Below are 17,393 nucleotides of genomic sequence, written 5' to 3'. Positions count from 1 at the left end.
CTGACCGCCGCTCAGGCCGGGTTGACGTGGTACGTCTGGCCGGCCGTCGTCTGCACCGTGATCACACCCCCCGGGGTGGTGTACGGCACGGCGTTCCCGTTCGCGTCGGTCACCCGGAACGTGCCGCCGCCCCACGGGTTCTTCAGCCGCAGTGTGCCGCCCACCTCGCTCCGGACGTCGGCGTACTCGACCCTGCCCGCCTTCTTCGAGCTGGAGACCACGAACGCGCCCTTCTGCCGGAGCTGGTAGAAGCTCGCGTCCTTCGCCGCCGGCCAGGTCGGGAAGAGCGTGACGATCCCCGTGTCGCTCTGCACCAGCATGCTGTTGATCGCCTCGGTGGTCCCGGACTTCTCGATCCCGTGGTTCGGGTCGGTGATCCGGAGATTGGGCGCCGTACGCGCGGAGAGGACCGACGTGACCCGGTCGATCAGCGCCTGCGCCGGATAGCCCACCCTGGCCGCCTGGTTGAAGATCTTCGGGAAGCTGTTGTGCTGGTCCCAGCTGTTCATCGCGTCGACCGTGTCGCGTGCGACCTGGAGCCGGCCGGCGTCCGAATTGACGCCCAACTGGTCGGCGGGCTGGATGAATTCGAGATTGATGGTGTTGTCACCGGGACGGATCACCCGGGTGTCCGAGCCCTCCATGGTCTCCGCCAGCGCGTACACCGTTCTGCCGTTGTGGACGGTGGTCGGCTGGGCGGGCAGGTTGTTGAGGATGTTCTGCCAGACGGGGCGCTTGGCCGCGTCCACGCCGAGCTTCTCGCTACCGGAGATCGCGGCGGTCAGCACCTGCTTGAGCATGCCGATGTCGGGCGAGGAATTCCGGCCCCAGGTGCCCTCGTGCGGTCTGCCCCACAGGGTGTATCTGCCGTTCGCGTCCCGCTCCAGCCAGTGCTCGAAGAACTGCGCCACCTGCGTCAGGAACGGATAGCCCTTGGTCCGCAGGAAGTTCACGTCCTGCGTGTACTCGTAGTAGGAGATGAACTGGGTCGCGGAGAAAAGGGAGTTGGAGACCTGCTGGTGATACTGGTCGTCCGTGGTCGATCCGCTAGCCGAACCGAACGGCCCGATGCCCACCGGATACAGCACCCCCGACGGCACGCCTCCGCTCGGGAAGCGCCGGTCGACGTAGTCCGGCTTCACGCGGCGCAGGTCCTGCTTGGCCCGGCGCTGCGCCTCGGGGACGTACGCGAGAATCAACTCGCTGAAGGGGAGGGCCAGTTCGGGGCGGTTGCTGGAGTAGACCCCGTAGAACGGGGCCTGCGCGTTGTAGTTGAGGTGGTAGTCGCCGTTGAACTGCGGGGAGTCCGTGGTCGTCCAGATGCCGAAGAGGCCGGGGGCGGTCTTGCCCGGGCGGCTCGACGCACCGATGAAGTACTGGGCGGGGTAGTAGAACCTCTCCAGCGCCGCGTCGTTCAGATTGACGGCCGACCGCATCCAGTAGTCCTTCCACCAGGCGACCCGCTGTGTGTCGAGCGTCCCGATGGACCCGGTGCTCTCGGCCCGTACCCGCGCCACCGCGTCATTGCGCGGTGCCACCGGGTTCTGGCCGCCGCCGGCTATCGCCGTCACGAGGTGCGCGGTCCGGCCGGCCGGGAGGGTGAAGACCGTCTTCGCCGTCGCGCCGGAGACGGTGGGCGGTTGAACCGCCGTAGCCCCGAGGACCGTTGACCCGAGCGCCCCGCGCGAGACCCAGTTGGGGCCGGGTGCGGTGGCGCGCTCCGCCCACGTCACCTGGCCGTCGACCCCGGCCGAGTTGGCGTACGAGGCGTTGCCGCCGCCCACCGCGCCGGCGAACGTCGACGCCTGGAGCTGGACCGGCTGCGAGCCGGTCGAGGTGATGGACGTGACCAGCACGTTCTTCTCGGCGGCCAGCCATGTCCTCATCGACAGAGGGGTGTTGCCCATCGACACGGACGTGGTGATCGACCCGTCCACGATGTGCTGTTCCTCGCGGAACGGCTCGGCGGGCGGGGTCGTCCCGCCGCCGCTCGCGTACAGCTCGATCTGGCCGATGCGGGCGCGTGGGTTGTCCGTCGAGTCCGGCGTGGTGCTCTGTGTGGGCTCGGTGATGTTCAGGCGGATGTAGCGGGTCTGTACGGCGGTCAGGGTGCGGTCGATGACATCGGCCGTGTTGTCGGTGACCGTGTTGACGGTGCTCCAGGAGGTGCCGTTCGCGCTGGTCTGGAACGTCATGTTCTTCGTGTTGAACGCGGCGTTGCCGGGGCGCGCCGCGTTGTCGTTGCGCACCACATAACGGGCGACGGTCTTGACCGAGCCGAGGTCGAGCGTGATCCACTGCGGCTTGCCGATCGCCGAGACCCAGCCCTCGTAGCCGCTGCCCCACTGCCCGTTGACCGCCCGGGACGGTGCGAAGGAGTCCGTGGTGCTGCTGGCGGTGGCCGTGGCACCGAGTGCGAGATTGCCGTTGTCCTGCGTGGTGGTGCCCTGGATGGTGACACCGCCGATGGGGGCGGGGCGGGCGGGGTTGCCGCTCCAGAAGTCGCCCTTGGAGACGAGAAACGACTTCACCCCGGTACTGCCGCCGGAGGTCACCCCGACGTCGCCGTTCCCGAGAAGGGCGGTGTCCGGCATGGTGTTCTGTACGGACCCGGTGTAACTCTGGTTGGTCCAGACGCCCTTGATGCCGGCCAGCTTCGGCTGCAGGGCCTCCCACTGCGCGGACGGGGACGGCGCGTCGGCCACGGCGGCGGGTGCGGCGAGCGCGCCGCCGGGGACGATCAGCGGAATGGCCAGGGCGAGCGCGAGAACCCCTGCGTAACGTGACCGGCGCGAGCGGCGTGAGCGACGGCGCCGGACACCGCCCGGCCCGTGGACGGACGACCACGTCTTTCTCTCCTGCCCCATGTGGCTCTCCTTTGAGTGGGGGGGGTGAGCGGGGTGGTGCGAGAAGTGGTGCGTGTGCGGGTGGTGCGTTCAAGGGGCCCGGCGTCGGGCCTTCGGGCACGCGCCGGTCACCGAGCCGGTGCCGCCGCCGGTGCCGGCGGCGTCCCGTGTCCTGACGCCCGCGAACCGGCCGTGTCCCTACGCCGACTTTCACACACGGGGACTTCAGGGGGAACGGCGATGACGCACTCGATGTCGGTGCGGTGTACGGCTCGTCGCCCGAGTTCTCACCGCGCCAAGTGGCGCGTGCGGAAGGCGGGTTCACGTACGGAGCGATCGGCGCGGACAGCCACGACGGCCGTCCCGGCCCCACGAGCCGGTCGGCCGGACCACAGCCCCCGGACTACAGGCCACCGGCGGGCAGTTGCAGGCCCTCTCCGCCGTCGGGCTCCTCGTGTTCGTGTTCGCCCCGGGCGGTCTCCAGCAGGCGCCGCCAGGACGTGACGGTCGGCCTCCGCCGCAGCAGTGCCCGGCGCTCGCGCTCGGTCATGCCGCCCCAGACACCGAATTCCTCCCGGTTGTCCAAGGCGTGGGCCAGGCACTCGGTGCGTACCGGACAGCCAAGGCACACGGACTTCGCCTTGTTCTGCTCCTGACCCTGTACGAACAGGGTGTCCGGATCGACGGCCCGGCAGGCACCCCGTCCGCCCCATTCCGACTGTGCGTTCATCGCGCCCCCTTCCCCTGGAAGGTCAGACGCTACAAAACGCTTTACCGTTCCGACAGATGGCAGTTCGCTGATCACCCCTTCGGGTGACTGTTCGCACAGCGACGGCAAACATCGGAACGCGTCATCCGCTCAGTTCGTCCAGCAGCCCGCGGATCCGCCGTTGGATCTCGTCGCGTATCGGTCGCACGGCGTCGACGCCCTGGCCTGCCGGGTCTTCGAGCTTCCAGTCGAGATACCGCTTGCCGGGGAAGACGGGGCAGCTGTCGCCGCAGCCCATGGTGATCACCACGTCGGACGCCCGTACCGCGTCCACGGTGAGGACCTTCGGGGTCTCGGCGGTGAGGTCGATGCCCTCCTCGGCCATCGCCGCGACGACGGCCGGGTTGACCGTCTCGGCGGGGGCGGATCCGGCGGAGCGGACCTCGACCCGGTCGCCGGCGAGGTGGCTGAGGAAGGCGGCGGCCATCTGGGACCGGCCCGCGTTGTGGACGCATACGAACAGTACGGACGGCTTGGTCTCAGACACGGGCGGGGCCCTCCTCGGCGGTGATCGGTTCGGTGGTGATCGGCTCGGCGGCCGCCGCGGCCGGTCGGGGGAAGAACCGGCGGGCGGCCAGGGCGACATGGACCAGCCCGATCAGCACCGGCACCTCGATGAGCGGGCCCACGACTCCGGCCAGTGCCTGCCCGGAGGTCGCGCCGAAGGTGGCGATCGCGACGGCGATGGCGAGTTCGAAGTTGTTGCCCGCGGCGGTGAACGCCAGCGTCGTCGCCTTCGGATGGTCGAGTCCGACTGCCTTTCCGAGAGCCATCGATCCGGCCCACATGACGGCGAAGTACACCAGGAGCGGCAGCGCGATCCTCGCGACGTCCAGCGGCTTCGAGGTGATGGCGTCGCCCTGGAGGGCGAACAGCACGACGATGGTGAACAGCAGCCCGTACAGGGCGAACGGGCCGATACGAGGGATGAGCCGGTCCTCGTACCAGGCCCGGCTCTTGACCTTCTCGCCGATCCGGCGGGTCAGGAACCCGGCCAGCAGCGGGATCCCGAGGAAGATCAGGACGGATCGGGAGATCTCCCACACGGACACGTCGAGGGCGGTCTGCTCCAGGCCCAGCCAGCCGGGCAGTACGGAGAGATAGAACCAGCCGAGCAGACTGAACGCGACCACCTGGAAGACGGAGTTGACGGCGACCAGGACGGCCGCGGCCTCGCGGTCCCCGCCGGCGAGGTCGTTCCAGATGATGACCATGGCGATGCACCGGGCGAGACCGACGATGATCAGGCCGGTCCGGTACTCCGGCAGGTCGGGCAGGAAGATCCAGGCGAGGGCGAACATGAGGGCCGGGCCGAGGATCCAGTTCAGGACCAGGGACGGGATCAGCAGGCGCCGGTCGCGGGCGACCGTGTCGATCCGGTCGTAGCGGACCTTGGCGAGGACGGGATACATCATCACGAGGAGGCCGAGTGCGATCGGCAGCGAGACCCCCGTGACCGTCACCTTCGCCAACGCGTCACCGAGTCCGGGGATCAGGCGCCCGAGTCCCAGGCCCGCGGCCATGGCGATGAGGATCCACCCGGCGAGGAACCGGTCCAGGAAGGACAGCCGGGCAGCCACCGGCCCGATCGCGGTGCGGCTCATGCCGAGGCCCCGGCGGTCTCGCTGGTCTCGGTGGCCTCGGCGGTCTCGGTGGCCTGAGGCGTCTCGGGCGTCTGTCGGGCACCGGGACGGGTGAGGACTCCGGCGAGCTTGTCGGTCGTCTCGGGCAGCAGCCAGTAGTACACCCACGTCCCGCGGCGTTCACAGTCGATCAGTCCGGCCTGCCGCAGGAGCTTGAGGTGGTGGGAGATCGTCGGCTGGGAGAGATCGAAGGCCGGGGTGAGGTCGCAGACGCAGATCTCACCACCGTCCCGCGAGGCGATCATCGACAGCAGCCGCAGCCGGACCGGGTCGCCCAGAGCCTTGAACATCTTCGCCAGCTCGACGGCCCGGTCCTCGGCGAGCGGGGCGGTCAGCAGCGTGGGGCAGCAGGCGTCGGTGGCGTCCTGGCCGAGCACCACAAGCTCTTGTTTCGACATTCTTCAATATTGACAGCCATCGAATCAGGGCGCAAGGTTGCATCGACGAACATCGATACAGCACGTTCCCGGGGTCTGTCCCGGCCCCTCCCGGCAAGGAGTGAAGGTCATGAGCGAGCAGTCCACCGAACTGCGCGAGACCGTCCGTCGGCGTTATGCGGCAGCCGCCGTCCAGGTCGCCGAGGGCGGCACCGCCTGTTGCGGGCCGCAGGCCATCGAGATCGACGGCAACTTCGGCGGAGGCCTCTACGCGGCGGACGAGCGTGCCGAACTGCCGGCCGACGCCCTTGCCGCCTCCCTCGGCTGCGGCAATCCCACCGCCGTCGCCGACCTCCGCGAGGGCGAGCGGGTCCTGGACCTCGGTTCCGGCGGCGGCATCGACGTACTCCTCTCCGCCCGCCGTGTCGGCCCGACCGGCAAGGCGTACGGACTCGACATGACCGAGGAGATGCTCGCCCTCGCCCTGGCGAACCAGCGCGAGGCCGCGGCCGGCAACGTCGAGTTCCTCAAGGGCACCATCGAAGCGATCCCGCTGCCCGCGAGCACGATCGACGTCGTCATCTCCAACTGCGTCATCAACCTGTCCACCGACAAGCCGGCCGTCTTCGCGGAGACGTTCCGCGTACTCACCCCCGGCGGCCGGATCGGAGTCTCGGACGTGGTGGCCGACGACCACCTCGGCGCCGAACAGCGCGCCGAGCGCGGCGAGTACGTCGGCTGTATCGCCGGCGCCCTCTCCTTCGCCGAATACCGTGCGGGACTGGAGGCCGCCGGGTTCACCGACATCGAGATCACCCCCACCCACGCCGTCGCCGACGGTATGCACTCGGCGATCGTCCGCGCCACCAAGCCCGCCGTGTGATTGACCGAGGTAGTCGTAACATTTACGGTTACATCAATGCCCGGAGGGAGGGTGCGAAGTGAGCGCCAACAGCAGGCTGACCATCGCCACCCACGCCCTGACCTGGATCGGGCTCTATCAGAAGCGCGGACACGAGGTCGCCACGTCGGAGCAGATAGCGACGAGTGTCAACACCAACCCGGTGGTGATCAGGCGGCTGCTGGCCGAACTGCGCGGGGCGGGGCTCGTCGACTCCCGGCGGGGCGCGGGTGCGGGATGGATGCTCGCGCGCGAACTGGAGGCCATCACCCTGCTGGACGTGTACGACGCGGTGGAGCCGGGTCCGGTCTTCGCGCTGCACCGCTCGGTGCCGGACCCCGAGTGCGTGGTGGGGCACAGCATCGGGCCGGTGATGCGCAACGTCTACGACGGGATCGAGGAGGCGCTCCGCGAGGAGCTGGCGCGGACCACGCTGGCGGACGTCCTGCGCGACGTACTGGCCACCGCGCGGTAGAGCGGCCCCCGGTCGTTTCGGGACCCGAGTCATTTCGCGATCCGAGATCGCGGCCTTTTTCTCGCCCGTCAATGTAACAAAAATGGTTACCTCAAGAACTCGGAGCTTCTCATGGGACAGCTGAACGACAAGACCGCCCTGGTGACCGGTGGCTCCACCGGCATCGGACTCGCCATCGCCCGCCGCTTCGCGGCCGAGGGGGCGACCGTCTACCTCACGGGGCGGCGCCAGAAGGAACTGGACGCGGCCGTCGCGGAGGTCGGTGACCGAGGCATCGGCGTACGGAGCGACGTGTCCGAACTCGCCGACCTCGACCGCCTCTTCGCCGAGATCGCCGCTCGCAGCGGACGGCTCGACATCGTCGTCGCCAACGCCGGGGTGGGGACGTACGCCCTCATCGGCGACATCACCGAGGAGGAGTACGACAGGACGTCGTCGATCAACCTCAAGGGAACGATCTTCACCGTACAGAAGGCCCTCCCCTTGATGACGGCCGGCGGTTCCATCACCCTGCTCTCCTCCAGCGTGGGGCTGCGCGCGGCTCCCGGACTGGCCGTCTACGCCGCCACGAAGGCCGCCGTCCGCAGCCTTGCCCGCACCTGGGCCGCGGAACTCGCCGGCAGTGGGATCCGGGTCAACGCCCTCACCCCCGGACCGGTCGAGACCCCGGGCGGCGACGGCCTGCGGGCCAGTGTTCCCACGACTGGCGCGCCCGCTCCGGCGACCCCGCTCGGTCGCGTCGGCCGTCCTGACGAGGTCGCCGCCACGGCCCTCTATCTCGCGAGCGAGCAGAGTTCCTTCACCACGGGAGCCGAACTCCTCGTCGACGGCGGTGCCACGCAGCTCTAGGACCCAGACGGGTGACACTTCGTGCAAATGTGCCCGTAGTTGTGCAGGCGTGTCCGAATCTATAGTTACGCGCTGTCCGCTATCGCGAGGGAGGCCGCTCATGGCCAGTGCGTTTCAGGAGCGCAAGCTCAAGGGGATGTTCGCAGCGTTCGACGTGGACAGCGACGGCTATCTGCGCGAGGAGGACTTCAGGGCGCTGGTCGCCCGCTGGAGCCGGCTGCCGGGAGTGGGCCCCGGGACGGAGTTGCGTACGCGGGTGGAGACGCTGCTGATGGGCTGGTGGGCGGCGCTGCTGGAGACCGGGGACGCCAATGGGGACGGCGCCGTCGACCTGGGCGAACTGCTCGCGCTCGTCGACAAGTTGCCCACGATGATCGCGGATGTGTCCGCGACCGCCGAGACCGTCTTCGACGCCGTCGACTCCAACGGCGACGGCGTCATATCCCCGGAGGAACACCGCAGGCTCGTGGAGACCTGGAACGGTCGGCCCGTGGACATGACGGGCGTCTTCGAGCTGCTCGACCTGAACGGCGACGGCCACCTGAGCCGCGAGGAGTTCGCGATTCTCTGGCGGCAGTTCTGGATCAGCGACGACCCGGCGGAACCGGGCAACCTGCTCTGCGGCCGGTTCGCCGCATAGCACCAACCCGGCCGGAAGCCAGTAAGTCCGTCGCGGTCCCCGCCCGGGGGACCGCGACGCGTTCGCGTCAGGCGCGGTTGGTCAGATAGCCGCCCATGGAGGTGAAGTACTCCGTCGCGGGCAACTCCCGGCCGTCCTCGGTCCGTACGCGCGTGATGGCCAGGCCGCGGTTGCGGCCGGTGCGCGCGTCGGCTCCGGCGACGATCACCACGCCGTCGCCCTCGCGGTAGAAGATCCGGCCGGGCGTACCGCCGTAGCGGCCCTCGGACACCACCGCGGCCAGCACTTCGAGTCGCTTGCCCTTGTGGAAGGTGAAGGCGCTGGGGTACGGCTCCGACTGGGCGCGGACCAGGCGTTCGAGGTCCTCCGCCGGCCAGGACCAGTCGACGCGGATGTCCTCGACGGACCGCTTGTGGAAGAAGCTCGCCTGCGAGCGGTCCTGCTTGGTGAACTCCGTCTGCCCGGCGGCGATGAGACCGAGCGCGCCGATGGTGACCGGGGCGATGAGGTCGACGGTCTTGTGGAAGAGGTCGGTGGCGGTGTCCGTCGGTCCGACCGGCACCGCCTCCTGCCGGACGATGTCGCCGGCGTCGAGTTCGTCGTCCATCAGGTGCGCGGTGACGCCCACTTCGGGCTCGCCGTTGATCAGCGCCCAGATCAGCGGTGAGAAACCGGCGTACTTCGGCAGCAGCGAGTCGTGCACGTTCAGGGTGCCGTGACGCGGGAGGCCGAAGATCCGCGGGGGGATCCAGGTCCGCCAGTTGTTCGCCACGATGATGTCCGGATCGGACTCCTTGAGCCGCTCGAACAGCTCCTCGTCGTCGGGCCGGTTGCGGATCAGCACCGGGACGCCGTGCTCCTCGGCGAGATCGGCGACGGAGTCGCTCCAGATCTTCTCGTACGCGTGCTCGCTCTTGGGGTGTGTCACGACCAGCACCACGTCGTGCTCGGAGTCCAGGAGGGCTTGCAGGGTGCGGTGGCCCCAGGTCTGGTAACCGAACATGACGACCCGCATGGGGTTCCTCCTCAGAGCAGGGATGGACCGACGGAGAGTTAAGCAAGGCTTACCTTAGTTTGCAACTCGCCCATGTGATACCCCAGTCAGCGGGCGCCGGCGGCGGGGGGTCCTATCGACAGCCGCTGGGGATTAGCTTAGGCTCACCTAAGTTCAGGCGGGCTGCTTCGTCGGCGTGCCCGCCCTTCGTACTGTCCCCCCGCACCTGACAGGCGGCTTCCCCCGTATGAATGGGAGTGACATGTCACAGGTTCTTCCTGGCGACGCAGCACCGGTCTACGACCTCATAGGTATCGGCTTCGGGCCGTCCAATGTGGCCATGTCGATCGCGGTCAGCGAGCACAACGCACGCGTCGGCAGGCAGGAGTCCGTCACCGCTCACTTCTTCGAGCAGCAGCCGCAATTCGGCTGGCACCGGGGCATGTTGATTGACGACGCGACCATGCAGGTCTCCTTCCTCAAGGACCTGGTGACGCTCCGGAACCCGACCAGCGAGTTCAGCTTCCTCTGCTATCTGCAGAGCAAGGGCCGGTTGATCGACTTCATCAACCACAAGAACCTCTTCCCGCTGCGGGTGGAGTTCCACGACTACTTCGAGTGGGCCGCGGCCAAGGTCGACGACATGGTCTCGTACGGCCACGAGGTCGTCGGCGTGACGCCGGTCGTCCACGACGGAACCGTCGAGTACCTGGACGTGACCGTCCGGTCGGGGGAGGGGCTCGTGGTCCACCGGGCCCGCAACCTGGTCATCGGCACCGGGCTGCGCCCGCAGATGCCGGCGGGCGTGGAGCGCGGCGACCGCGTCTGGCACAACTCCGAACTGCTGAAGAAGGTCGACGGGTTGGAGGGCACCTCACCCTCCCGCTTCGTGGTCGTCGGCGCCGGGCAGAGCGCCGCCGAGAACGTCGCCTACCTGCACCGCCGCTTCCCGGAGGCCGAGGTCTGCGCGGTCTTCTCGCGCTACGGCTACAGCCCCGCCGACGACAGCGGCTTCGCCAACCGGATCTTCGACCCCGAGGCGGTCGACCAGTACTTCGCCGCGCCCGACGAGGTCAAGACGCGGCTGATGGACTACCACGGGAACACCAACTACTCCGTGGTGGACATCGACCTGATCGACGACCTGTACCGGCAGAGCTACCAGGAGAAGGTCCTCGGCACCGAGCGGCTGCGCTTCATCAACGTGTCCCGGCTCGTCGACGTCAAGGAGACGCCGGACAAGGCTCGTGCCACGGTGAAGTCACTCGTCACGGGCGAGGAGACCTTCCTGGACGCGGATGTCGTGGTGTTCGCCACCGGTTACAGCCAGGCCGACCCGGTCGGCCTCCTCGGCGATGTCGCCGAGCGCTGCCTCCGCGACGAGGGGGGCCGGGTCCGCGTCGAACGCGACTACCGCATCGCGACGGACGACGACCTGCGCTGCGGCATCTATCTGCAGGGCGGTACGGAGCACACGCACGGCATCACGTCGTCCCTGCTGTCCAACACCGCGATCCGGGTCGGCGAGATCCTGGACTCGCTGCTCGACCGGGGTACCAAGGCCGCCTCCGGCGAGGCCCGGCAGACGTCCGTGTGAAGGCGGGCCCCACGGTCGGGCTCCAGGAACCGGCTCCAGGGCCGGGGCTCCCGGGGCCTGTCCCCGGGTCTGTCCACGGGGCGTGCGACGCCCAACCGGTCATGCCTCCCTCGTAGATCAAAGGGATAACGTACGTCGACATGAGCACGACTGCAGTGGAACGCCCGATACCCAAGGGCACGACGGAAGCCCGCCGGCACCGGGCCCTGGGGCTGGGCGTGCTGGTGGTGATCCTCCTGGTCACGGGGGTGGCCTCGCTGGCCGTCGGCGCCCGTGCGCTGAGTCCCGCCGAGGTGTGGCACGGGCTGTTCGCGGCGCCGGAATCCGACCAGCGGCTCACCGAGATCAGGCTCATCGTGCACACCGTGCGGGTGCCCCGGACGGTGCTCGCGATCGTGGCGGGCATCGCCCTCGGGGTCGGCGGGGCGCTGATCCAGGGGTACACGCGCAACCCGATCGCGGACACCGGCCTGCTCGGGGTGAACGCCGGCGCCTCGTTCGCCGTGGTGACGGCGATCGCCGTGTTCGGGTTCACCGACCCCTTCCAGTACGTCTGGTTCGCCTTCGTGGGAGCGGGCGTCGCCGGTGTCATCGTGTTCGGTCTGTCGAGCATCGGCCGGGGGGCGGGCAATCCGCTGACGCTCGCACTGGCGGGACAGGGCGTCACGGTCTTCCTCGCGGCGATGACCACGGCGATCTCCCTGTCGGACCAGAAGTCGCTGAACGCGCTGCGGTTCTGGAACTCGGGTTCCGTGGCCGGTGTCGGCTTCGGTGTCATATGGCCGGTGGCCGCGTTCGTCGCGGTCGGACTGGTGCTGGCGCTGCTCACACTGCCCGCCCTCAACCTGCTCAACCTCGGCGACGACGTGGCGCGCGGGCTGGGAGTGAACATGGCGCTCACCCGCACCGTCGGCATCGTCGCCATCACCCTGCTGGCGGGCGCGGCGACGGCGGCGTGCGGCCCCATCGCGTTCCTCGGGCTCATGGTGGCTCATGTGGCGCGGTATCTCACCGGGCCCGACTACCGCTGGCTGGTGCCGTACGCGGGGCTGCTCGGGGCCCTGATCCTGTTGTTCAGTGACATCGTGGGGCGATTGGTGGTGCGGCCCGGCGAGTTGGACTCGGGCGTCGTCGTCGCCCTCCTCGGCGCCCCGTTCTTCGCGGGCCTCGTGTGGCGAGGAAAGTTCAAGAGCGCATGAACAAGACAGACGTGCAGCACGAGAGCCGCGACGAGCAGGTGAAGCGACCGGTGGCGCCGGGTGCCCGGCTCGGCCGGCTGTCGTTCGTCTGGCGTCCCTGGATGGTGCTGGTCACACTGCTCCTGACGGGAGCGACCTTCCTGGTGTTCTGCGTCTCCATCGGCGTCGGGGACTTCCCCATCGGACTGCCCCAGGTGGTCGCCACCCTCTTCGGCCGGGGTGAGCAGGTCGACCAGTTCGTGATCATGGATCTGCGGATGCCACGTGCTCTCGCCGGTCTTGTCGTGGGGATCGCGCTGGGGGTGTCCGGGGCGATCACGCAGTCCGTCGCGCGTAATCCGCTGGCCAGCCCGGACATTCTGGGGATCACCTGGGGCGCCGGCGCGGTCGCGGTGTTCCTGGTGACGGTGTCGAGCGGCACCACCGCGGCGGTGGTCGGCTCGGTGGGCCTGTCCGCGGCCGCGCTCGCCGGCGGTCTCGGTACGGGGCTGCTGGTGTACTTCCTGGCCTGGCGGCGTGGGATCGACGGCTTCCGGCTCATCCTCATCGGTATCTCGGTGAGCGCGGTGATGCAGGCGATCACCACCTGGCTGCTGGTCCAGGCCGACATCAGGGACGTCGCGCGGGCCCAGGTGTGGCTGGTCGGCTCGCTGGACAACCGTTCGTGGGACGACGTACGGGTGGCGCTCTGGTGCACGCTCGTCCTCATGGTCGTCGTGGCCGCCGCCGCTTTCCAGTTCAAGCCGCTGCATCTCGGCGACGAGGTCGCCGCCGGCCTGGGCGTCCGGTACTCGATGGTGCGGGCGGTCCTGTTGCTCTGCGCGGTGCTGCTGGCGGCAGTCGCCGTCGGCGCGGCGGGCCCGGTCGCGTTCGTCGCGCTGGTGGCGCCGCAGGTGGCGATGCGTCTGGTCCGGTGCCCGACACCGCCGTTGGTGGCCTCCGGCCTGGTGGGCGCGTTGCTGCTGATCGGCTCGGACCTGATCGCGCGTGCGGCGCTGCCGATCACGCTCCCGGTCGGTGTGGTGACCGCCGCGATCGGCGGGCCCTTCCTCGTCTATCTGCTGGTGAGGGCGAACCTCCGGCAGACGGATAGATGATAAAAAGGTTAGGCAAACCTAATAAGGGGGGCCCGTGGCTGCTCAGTACATCACCGAGATCGAGACCGAGGTCGCGTCCGGCGCCGACGGCGTCGCACGGCTGGCGGCCAGGGGCGTCACGGTCGGGTACGGCGGCCGGGCCGTCATCGACGACCTCGACGTGTCGATCCCGCCAGGAGTGATCACCACGATCATCGGCCCCAACGGCTGTGGGAAGTCGACCCTGTTGCGCACCCTGACGCGGCTGCTCAAGCCGACCAGGGGAACGGTCGTGCTCGACGGTGAGGACATCGGCAGGCTCAGGACCAGGGACGTCGCGAAGAAGCTCGGTCTGCTGCCGCAGGCGCCGGTCGCGCCGGAGGGTCTGACGGTGTCGGACCTGGTCGCCAGGGGGCGCCATCCGCACCAGAGTTGGCTGCGGCAGTGGTCGTCGGACGACGCCGACGTCGTGGAGCGCGCGCTCGCCATGACCGGGGTCGCCGATCTGGCCGACCGCCCGGTCGACTCGCTTTCCGGCGGACAGCGCCAGCGCGTCTGGATATCGATGACGCTGGCTCAGGGCACCGATCTGCTGCTGCTGGACGAGCCGACCACGTATCTGGACCTGGCGCACGCGATCGACGTGCTCGACCTGGTGGACGATCTGCACGAGTCGGGGTGCACCGTGGTCATGGTGCTGCACGACCTGAATCTGGCGACGCGTTACAGCGACAACCTCATCGTGATGCGCGAGGGATCGATCCTGGCGCAGGGGCACCCGCGTGACGTGATTACCGCCGAGCTGCTGCACGAGGCGTTCGGGCTGCGCGCCCAGGTGATCGACGCCCCGGTGGGCGACAGCCCGATCATCGTGCCGCTCGGCCGTACGCACGTCTAGCTCGCCCGCGCTCGCCGAATGCCGCTGCGGCCGTCCGCGTGGTGGCCCCGGTCCAACCCAAGGATCGGTAAAGGGATTTCACGGGTTAGGCTAGGCTAACCTCACCAACGCAGGTTAAGGTTTGGCTGCCCTAAGACGAGGGTGCAGCGGACAGCGCGAACGCAAGGGACTGACGGATGCTTCTCCATAGAACGACGCTCGTGAAGCCATGGCGGCGACTGGCGGCGACACTGTCCGCCGCGGCGCTCGGTGTCGGCCTCCTCGCGGGATGTGGTTCCGACGACTCGGCGGACACGGCGAGCGACGACGCCCCCGCCGCCTCCGGGGCGTTCCCCGTCACCGTGGAGCACGCGTTCGGATCCACGAAGGTCACCAAGGCCCCGAAGCGGGTCGTCACGGTCGGCTACACGGACGACCAGGCGGTCCTGGCGCTCGGCGTCAAGCCGGTCGGCATGGTCGACCAGTACCCGAACCCGGCGGGCAAGACCCCCGACATCAACACCCAGTGGCCCTGGGTGAAGGACAAGTGGGGCGACGCGCGCCCCGAGGTCATCATGAAGAACGGTGACTCGGGCCCCAACTACGAGAAGATCGCCGCGCTGCGCCCGGACCTGATCATCGCGGTCTACTCCGAGGTCGACCAGGCCGCCTACGACAAGCTCTCCAAGATCGCCCCGACGGTGGGCCGCACCAAGGCCGAGAAGGAGCCCTTCAGCGCTCCCTGGCAGGACAACGCGGCCCAGATCGCCAAGGCGCTCGGCAAGGCGGACGAGGGCGCCGAGCAGGTGCAGGGCATCCAGGACAAGCTCGACGCGGCGAAGAAGGCCAATCCCGAGTTCGCCGACCAGACCGCGGTCGTCATCTCCTGGTACAAGGACTCGATCTCCCCGTTCACCTCGACCGACGTGCGCGGGCAGTTGGTGACCGGCGCCGGATTCAAGTACCAGACCAAGATCGACGAGATCGCGGACGGCGGTTTCTCCACCGAGCTGTCTCCCGAGCGCATCGACCTGATCGACGTCGACCGCATCTTCGTCGTCAACGACAAGGCCGACACCGAGGCGTTGAAGAAGTTCGAGCTGTTCGCCAACCTGCCGGCGGTCAAGAACGGCAAGGTGTCCTACCTGCTGGACAGTGAGGGCCCGGCGGTCGGTGCGGCCATGTCCCAGGGCACCCTGCCGTCCCTGCCGTACGCGATCGACGAACTCGTCAAGTCCGCCAAGTAGAGAAGACGATGGTGATCAGTCTGTCCCGGCCCCGCTCCCGGCCCCGTTCCCGTCATCGCCTCGGCCCGGTCTCCGGGTGAGCGCCACCGACACCCGCCCCGCCCCGGCGGCAAGTCTGCGTACGGCGACCGGAGGTGAGGCCACCCGGTGGGTCGTGGCGCACTGCCGCGAAGCACCGTGGCTGACGCTCGCCACCGTGCTCACCACGGTGGCCGGGGCGGCACTCCAGGTGCTGCCGGTGCTGCTGCTGGGACAGGTGGTCGACGGGGTGGTCGAGGGCGAATCGCGCTCGGTCCTGGTCACCGTCGGAGTACTGATGGGGGCCGCCGCGCTGCTCGGCGCGGCGGCCACCGCCGTGTCGACGTATCTGATCGGACGGCTGGGCGCGGATCTGCTCGCGCAGCTGCGGGAACGCGCCGTCCGGGCGGTGCTGGGGATGCCGAGCGCACGGATCGAACAGGTCGGCCGGGGCGATGTGCTGTCGCGTGTCGGTGACGATGTGGCCGTGCTGTCCAAGGGCATCCGTACGGCCATCCCCACCGTGTTCTCGGCGGGCGTGCTGGTCTTCATCGCCACCGTCGGCATGTTCGGACTGGACTGGCGGCTCGGCCTGGCGGGCGCCTGCGCTCTGCCCGCGTACGCGCTGGCGCTGCGCTGGTATCTCCCGAGGTCCGCCCCGCTCTACCGGAAGCAGCGGGTGGCCCAGGCCGACCGGGCGCAGGCGTTGATCAGCGGACTGAACGGGATCGACACCGTCCGGGCGTACCGCCTGGAGGAATCCGTCCGTGAGACGGTCACCCGGGAGTCGTGGCGGGTGCGGAATCTCGGCATCGAGGTGTTCCGGTTCTTCGGCAGGTTCGTCGGCAGGGAGAACCGCGCCGAGTTCATCGGCCTCGTCCTGATCCTGCTTGTGGGTTACGCCCTGTTGGAGGCCGATGCCGCCAGCCTGGGCGAGGTGTCGGCGGCTCCGCTGATGTTCCACCGGCTGTTCACCCCGCTGGGCGCCATCATGTTCACCTTCGACGAGGCGCAGAAGTCGGGTGCGAGTCTGACCCGTCTGGTCGGGGTGCTGGGGGAGGACGCGGAGGACCGCCTGGTGGGCGACCGTTCCGTCGCGGCCGCCGAGGTCGCGCCGTACCCCGTGACGGTGGAGGGGCTGACGTTCAGCTATCCCGACACCGACGAACCGGTTCTCAGGGACGTCGAGTTGACGATCCCGGCGGGCGGTTCACTGGCCCTGGTGGGGGCGACGGGCGCGGGCAAGTCGACGCTGGCCGCGCTGATCGCCGGTATCGGCACCCCGCAGGCCGGCTCGGTACGTATCGGATCGCACGACCTCGCAGGTCTGGACGAGGCCGGGGCGCGGGCCCTGGTGAGCATCCTCACGCAGGAGACGCATGTGTTCTCCGGCCCGCTCGCCGACGACCTGCGGCTCGCCGCGCCGGACGCGACCGATGCCCAACTGACGGACGCGCTGCGCACCGTTGGCGCCCACGAGTGGGTCGACGCGCTGCCCGACGGCCTGAACACCCTGGTCGGCGAGGGCGGCGAGCGCCTGGATGTGACCAAGGTCGCCCAGATCGCCCTGGCCCGGCTGGTGTTGGGCCGGTCGCCGGTGGTCGTGCTCGACGAGTCGACAGCGGAGGCGGGCAGCGAGGGCGCCGCCGAGCTGGAACGGGCCGTGCTGGCCGCGTGCGCGGGCCGTACCACGCTGTTCGTGGCGCACCGGCTGACCCAGGCGATGGCGGCGGACCGGATCGCCGTGCTGGACGCGGGGCGTGTGGTCGAGCGGGGGACCCATGACGAGCTGGTGGCTCTGGGGGGCCGTTACGCGCGGTTGTGGCAGGCGTGGCGAGAAGGTAGCTAGGACGGCCTTGATTAGGCGAGCCTAAGTTAGGGTAGG

Annotated in this window: 16 protein-coding genes; 10 read left to right on the top strand and 6 right to left on the bottom strand. The window is 69.2% G+C overall.

Going from position 1 to position 17,393, the window contains the following annotated elements; genetic code table 11:
- Window positions 1-11: 11 nt before the first annotated feature.
- From ACFT9I_RS00420 to ACFT9I_RS00400, 5 genes are all read right to left on the bottom strand, one after another.
- Entirely contained in the window at window positions 12-2,867 is a 2,856-nt protein-coding gene (locus ACFT9I_RS00420; protein ID WP_382558844.1) for a discoidin domain-containing protein, read from the bottom strand.
- Window positions 2,868-3,249: 382 nt separating this feature from the next.
- The gene (locus tag ACFT9I_RS00415) at window positions 3,250-3,576 is read right to left on the bottom strand and encodes a WhiB family transcriptional regulator (RefSeq protein ID WP_382558842.1); all 327 of its coding nucleotides are present in this window, start codon (window positions 3,574-3,576) and stop codon (window positions 3,250-3,252) included.
- 121 nt (window positions 3,577-3,697) lie between these two features.
- Window positions 3,698-4,102, bottom strand: coding sequence for an arsenate reductase ArsC (locus ACFT9I_RS00410; RefSeq protein ID WP_382558840.1), 405 nt, complete (start codon window positions 4,100-4,102; stop codon window positions 3,698-3,700).
- Complete coding sequence (gene arsB / locus ACFT9I_RS00405) at window positions 4,095-5,219, bottom strand: ACR3 family arsenite efflux transporter (RefSeq protein ID WP_382558838.1); 1,125 nt, start codon at window positions 5,217-5,219, stop codon at window positions 4,095-4,097. The genes ACFT9I_RS00410 and arsB overlap by 8 nt, the downstream gene beginning before the upstream one ends.
- Complete coding sequence (locus ACFT9I_RS00400) at window positions 5,216-5,656, bottom strand: ArsR/SmtB family transcription factor (RefSeq protein WP_382558836.1); 441 nt, start codon at window positions 5,654-5,656, stop codon at window positions 5,216-5,218. Before ACFT9I_RS00400 ends, arsB begins: the two co-directional genes overlap by 4 nt.
- A gap of 109 nt (window positions 5,657-5,765) precedes the next feature.
- On the opposite strand from ACFT9I_RS00400, the gene arsM reads away from it, so the two are divergent.
- From arsM to ACFT9I_RS00380, 4 genes are all read left to right on the top strand, one after another.
- Window positions 5,766-6,518, top strand: coding sequence for an arsenite methyltransferase (gene arsM / locus ACFT9I_RS00395; RefSeq protein WP_382558834.1), 753 nt, complete (start codon window positions 5,766-5,768; stop codon window positions 6,516-6,518).
- A 58-nt stretch (window positions 6,519-6,576) separates the two neighbouring features.
- Window positions 6,577-7,011 (top strand): Rrf2 family transcriptional regulator, encoded by a 435-nt coding sequence (locus ACFT9I_RS00390; protein WP_382558832.1) that lies wholly within the window; start codon window positions 6,577-6,579, stop codon window positions 7,009-7,011.
- 111 nt (window positions 7,012-7,122) lie between these two features.
- On the top strand, window positions 7,123-7,860 hold the full coding sequence (locus ACFT9I_RS00385) for an SDR family NAD(P)-dependent oxidoreductase (RefSeq protein WP_382558830.1): 738 nt from the start codon (window positions 7,123-7,125) through the stop codon (window positions 7,858-7,860).
- A gap of 100 nt (window positions 7,861-7,960) precedes the next feature.
- Entirely contained in the window at window positions 7,961-8,500 is a 540-nt protein-coding gene (locus tag ACFT9I_RS00380) for an EF-hand domain-containing protein (RefSeq protein WP_382558828.1), read from the top strand.
- A gap of 67 nt (window positions 8,501-8,567) precedes the next feature.
- Here ACFT9I_RS00380 and ACFT9I_RS00375 read toward each other — a convergent pair whose 3' ends face one another.
- Window positions 8,568-9,515 (bottom strand): methionyl-tRNA formyltransferase, encoded by a 948-nt coding sequence (locus ACFT9I_RS00375; protein WP_382558826.1) that lies wholly within the window; start codon window positions 9,513-9,515, stop codon window positions 8,568-8,570.
- 241 nt (window positions 9,516-9,756) lie between these two features.
- Between ACFT9I_RS00375 and ACFT9I_RS00370 the strand changes: the two genes are divergently transcribed.
- The 6 genes from ACFT9I_RS00370 to ACFT9I_RS00345 all read left to right on the top strand — a co-directional run bounded on the left by ACFT9I_RS00370 (window position 9,757) and on the right by ACFT9I_RS00345 (window position 17,357).
- Window positions 9,757-11,091: a lysine N(6)-hydroxylase/L-ornithine N(5)-oxygenase family protein gene (locus ACFT9I_RS00370; RefSeq protein WP_382558825.1), complete on the top strand. Its 1,335-nt coding sequence runs from the start codon at window positions 9,757-9,759 to the stop codon at window positions 11,089-11,091.
- Between the two features lie 140 nt (window positions 11,092-11,231).
- Entirely contained in the window at window positions 11,232-12,290 is a 1,059-nt protein-coding gene (locus ACFT9I_RS00365) for a FecCD family ABC transporter permease (RefSeq protein ID WP_382558823.1), read from the top strand.
- Complete coding sequence (locus tag ACFT9I_RS00360; protein ID WP_382558821.1) at window positions 12,287-13,387, top strand: FecCD family ABC transporter permease; 1,101 nt, start codon at window positions 12,287-12,289, stop codon at window positions 13,385-13,387. Before ACFT9I_RS00365 ends, ACFT9I_RS00360 begins: the two co-directional genes overlap by 4 nt.
- Window positions 13,388-13,421: 34 nt before the next feature.
- On the top strand, window positions 13,422-14,264 hold the full coding sequence (locus tag ACFT9I_RS00355) for an ABC transporter ATP-binding protein (RefSeq protein ID WP_382558819.1): 843 nt from the start codon (window positions 13,422-13,424) through the stop codon (window positions 14,262-14,264).
- A 176-nt stretch (window positions 14,265-14,440) separates the two neighbouring features.
- Window positions 14,441-15,490 carry an iron-siderophore ABC transporter substrate-binding protein gene (locus ACFT9I_RS00350; protein ID WP_382558817.1) on the top strand — a complete coding sequence of 350 codons (1,050 nt, stop codon included), beginning with the start codon at window positions 14,441-14,443 and terminating at the stop codon, window positions 15,488-15,490.
- Between the two features lie 76 nt (window positions 15,491-15,566).
- A complete protein-coding gene (locus ACFT9I_RS00345) occupies window positions 15,567-17,357 on the top strand; it encodes an ABC transporter ATP-binding protein (protein WP_382558815.1) in 1,791 nt (596 codons plus the stop codon).
- Window positions 17,358-17,393: the final 36 nt, after the last annotated feature.

The sequence above is a fragment of the Streptomyces sp. NPDC057137 genome (genome assembly GCF_042670825.1).
Taxonomy (GTDB): Bacteria; Actinomycetota; Actinomycetes; order Streptomycetales; family Streptomycetaceae; genus Streptomyces.
Note: the sequence above shows the minus strand (reverse complement) of the source record. Positions and strands in the feature narration are given on the sequence as shown.

Coding starts and splice junctions, on each gene's coding strand:
- ACFT9I_RS00420 (WP_382558844.1), bottom strand. CDS start 2,867: ATGGGGCAGGAGAGAAAGACGTGGTCGTCCGTCCACGGGCCGGGCGGT.
- ACFT9I_RS00415 (WP_382558842.1), bottom strand. CDS start 3,576: ATGAACGCACAGTCGGAATGGGGCGGACGGGGTGCCTGCCGGGCCGTC.
- arsB (WP_382558838.1), bottom strand. CDS start 5,219: ATGAGCCGCACCGCGATCGGGCCGGTGGCTGCCCGGCTGTCCTTCCTG.
- ACFT9I_RS00400 (WP_382558836.1), bottom strand. CDS start 5,656: ATGTCGAAACAAGAGCTTGTGGTGCTCGGCCAGGACGCCACCGACGCC.
- arsM (WP_382558834.1), top strand. CDS start 5,766: ATGAGCGAGCAGTCCACCGAACTGCGCGAGACCGTCCGTCGGCGTTAT.
- ACFT9I_RS00385 (WP_382558830.1), top strand. CDS start 7,123: ATGGGACAGCTGAACGACAAGACCGCCCTGGTGACCGGTGGCTCCACC.
- ACFT9I_RS00380 (WP_382558828.1), top strand. CDS start 7,961: ATGGCCAGTGCGTTTCAGGAGCGCAAGCTCAAGGGGATGTTCGCAGCG.
- ACFT9I_RS00375 (WP_382558826.1), bottom strand. CDS start 9,515: ATGCGGGTCGTCATGTTCGGTTACCAGACCTGGGGCCACCGCACCCTG.
- ACFT9I_RS00370 (WP_382558825.1), top strand. CDS start 9,757: ATGTCACAGGTTCTTCCTGGCGACGCAGCACCGGTCTACGACCTCATA.
- ACFT9I_RS00365 (WP_382558823.1), top strand. CDS start 11,232: ATGAGCACGACTGCAGTGGAACGCCCGATACCCAAGGGCACGACGGAA.
- ACFT9I_RS00360 (WP_382558821.1), top strand. CDS start 12,287: ATGAACAAGACAGACGTGCAGCACGAGAGCCGCGACGAGCAGGTGAAG.
- ACFT9I_RS00350 (WP_382558817.1), top strand. CDS start 14,441: ATGCTTCTCCATAGAACGACGCTCGTGAAGCCATGGCGGCGACTGGCG.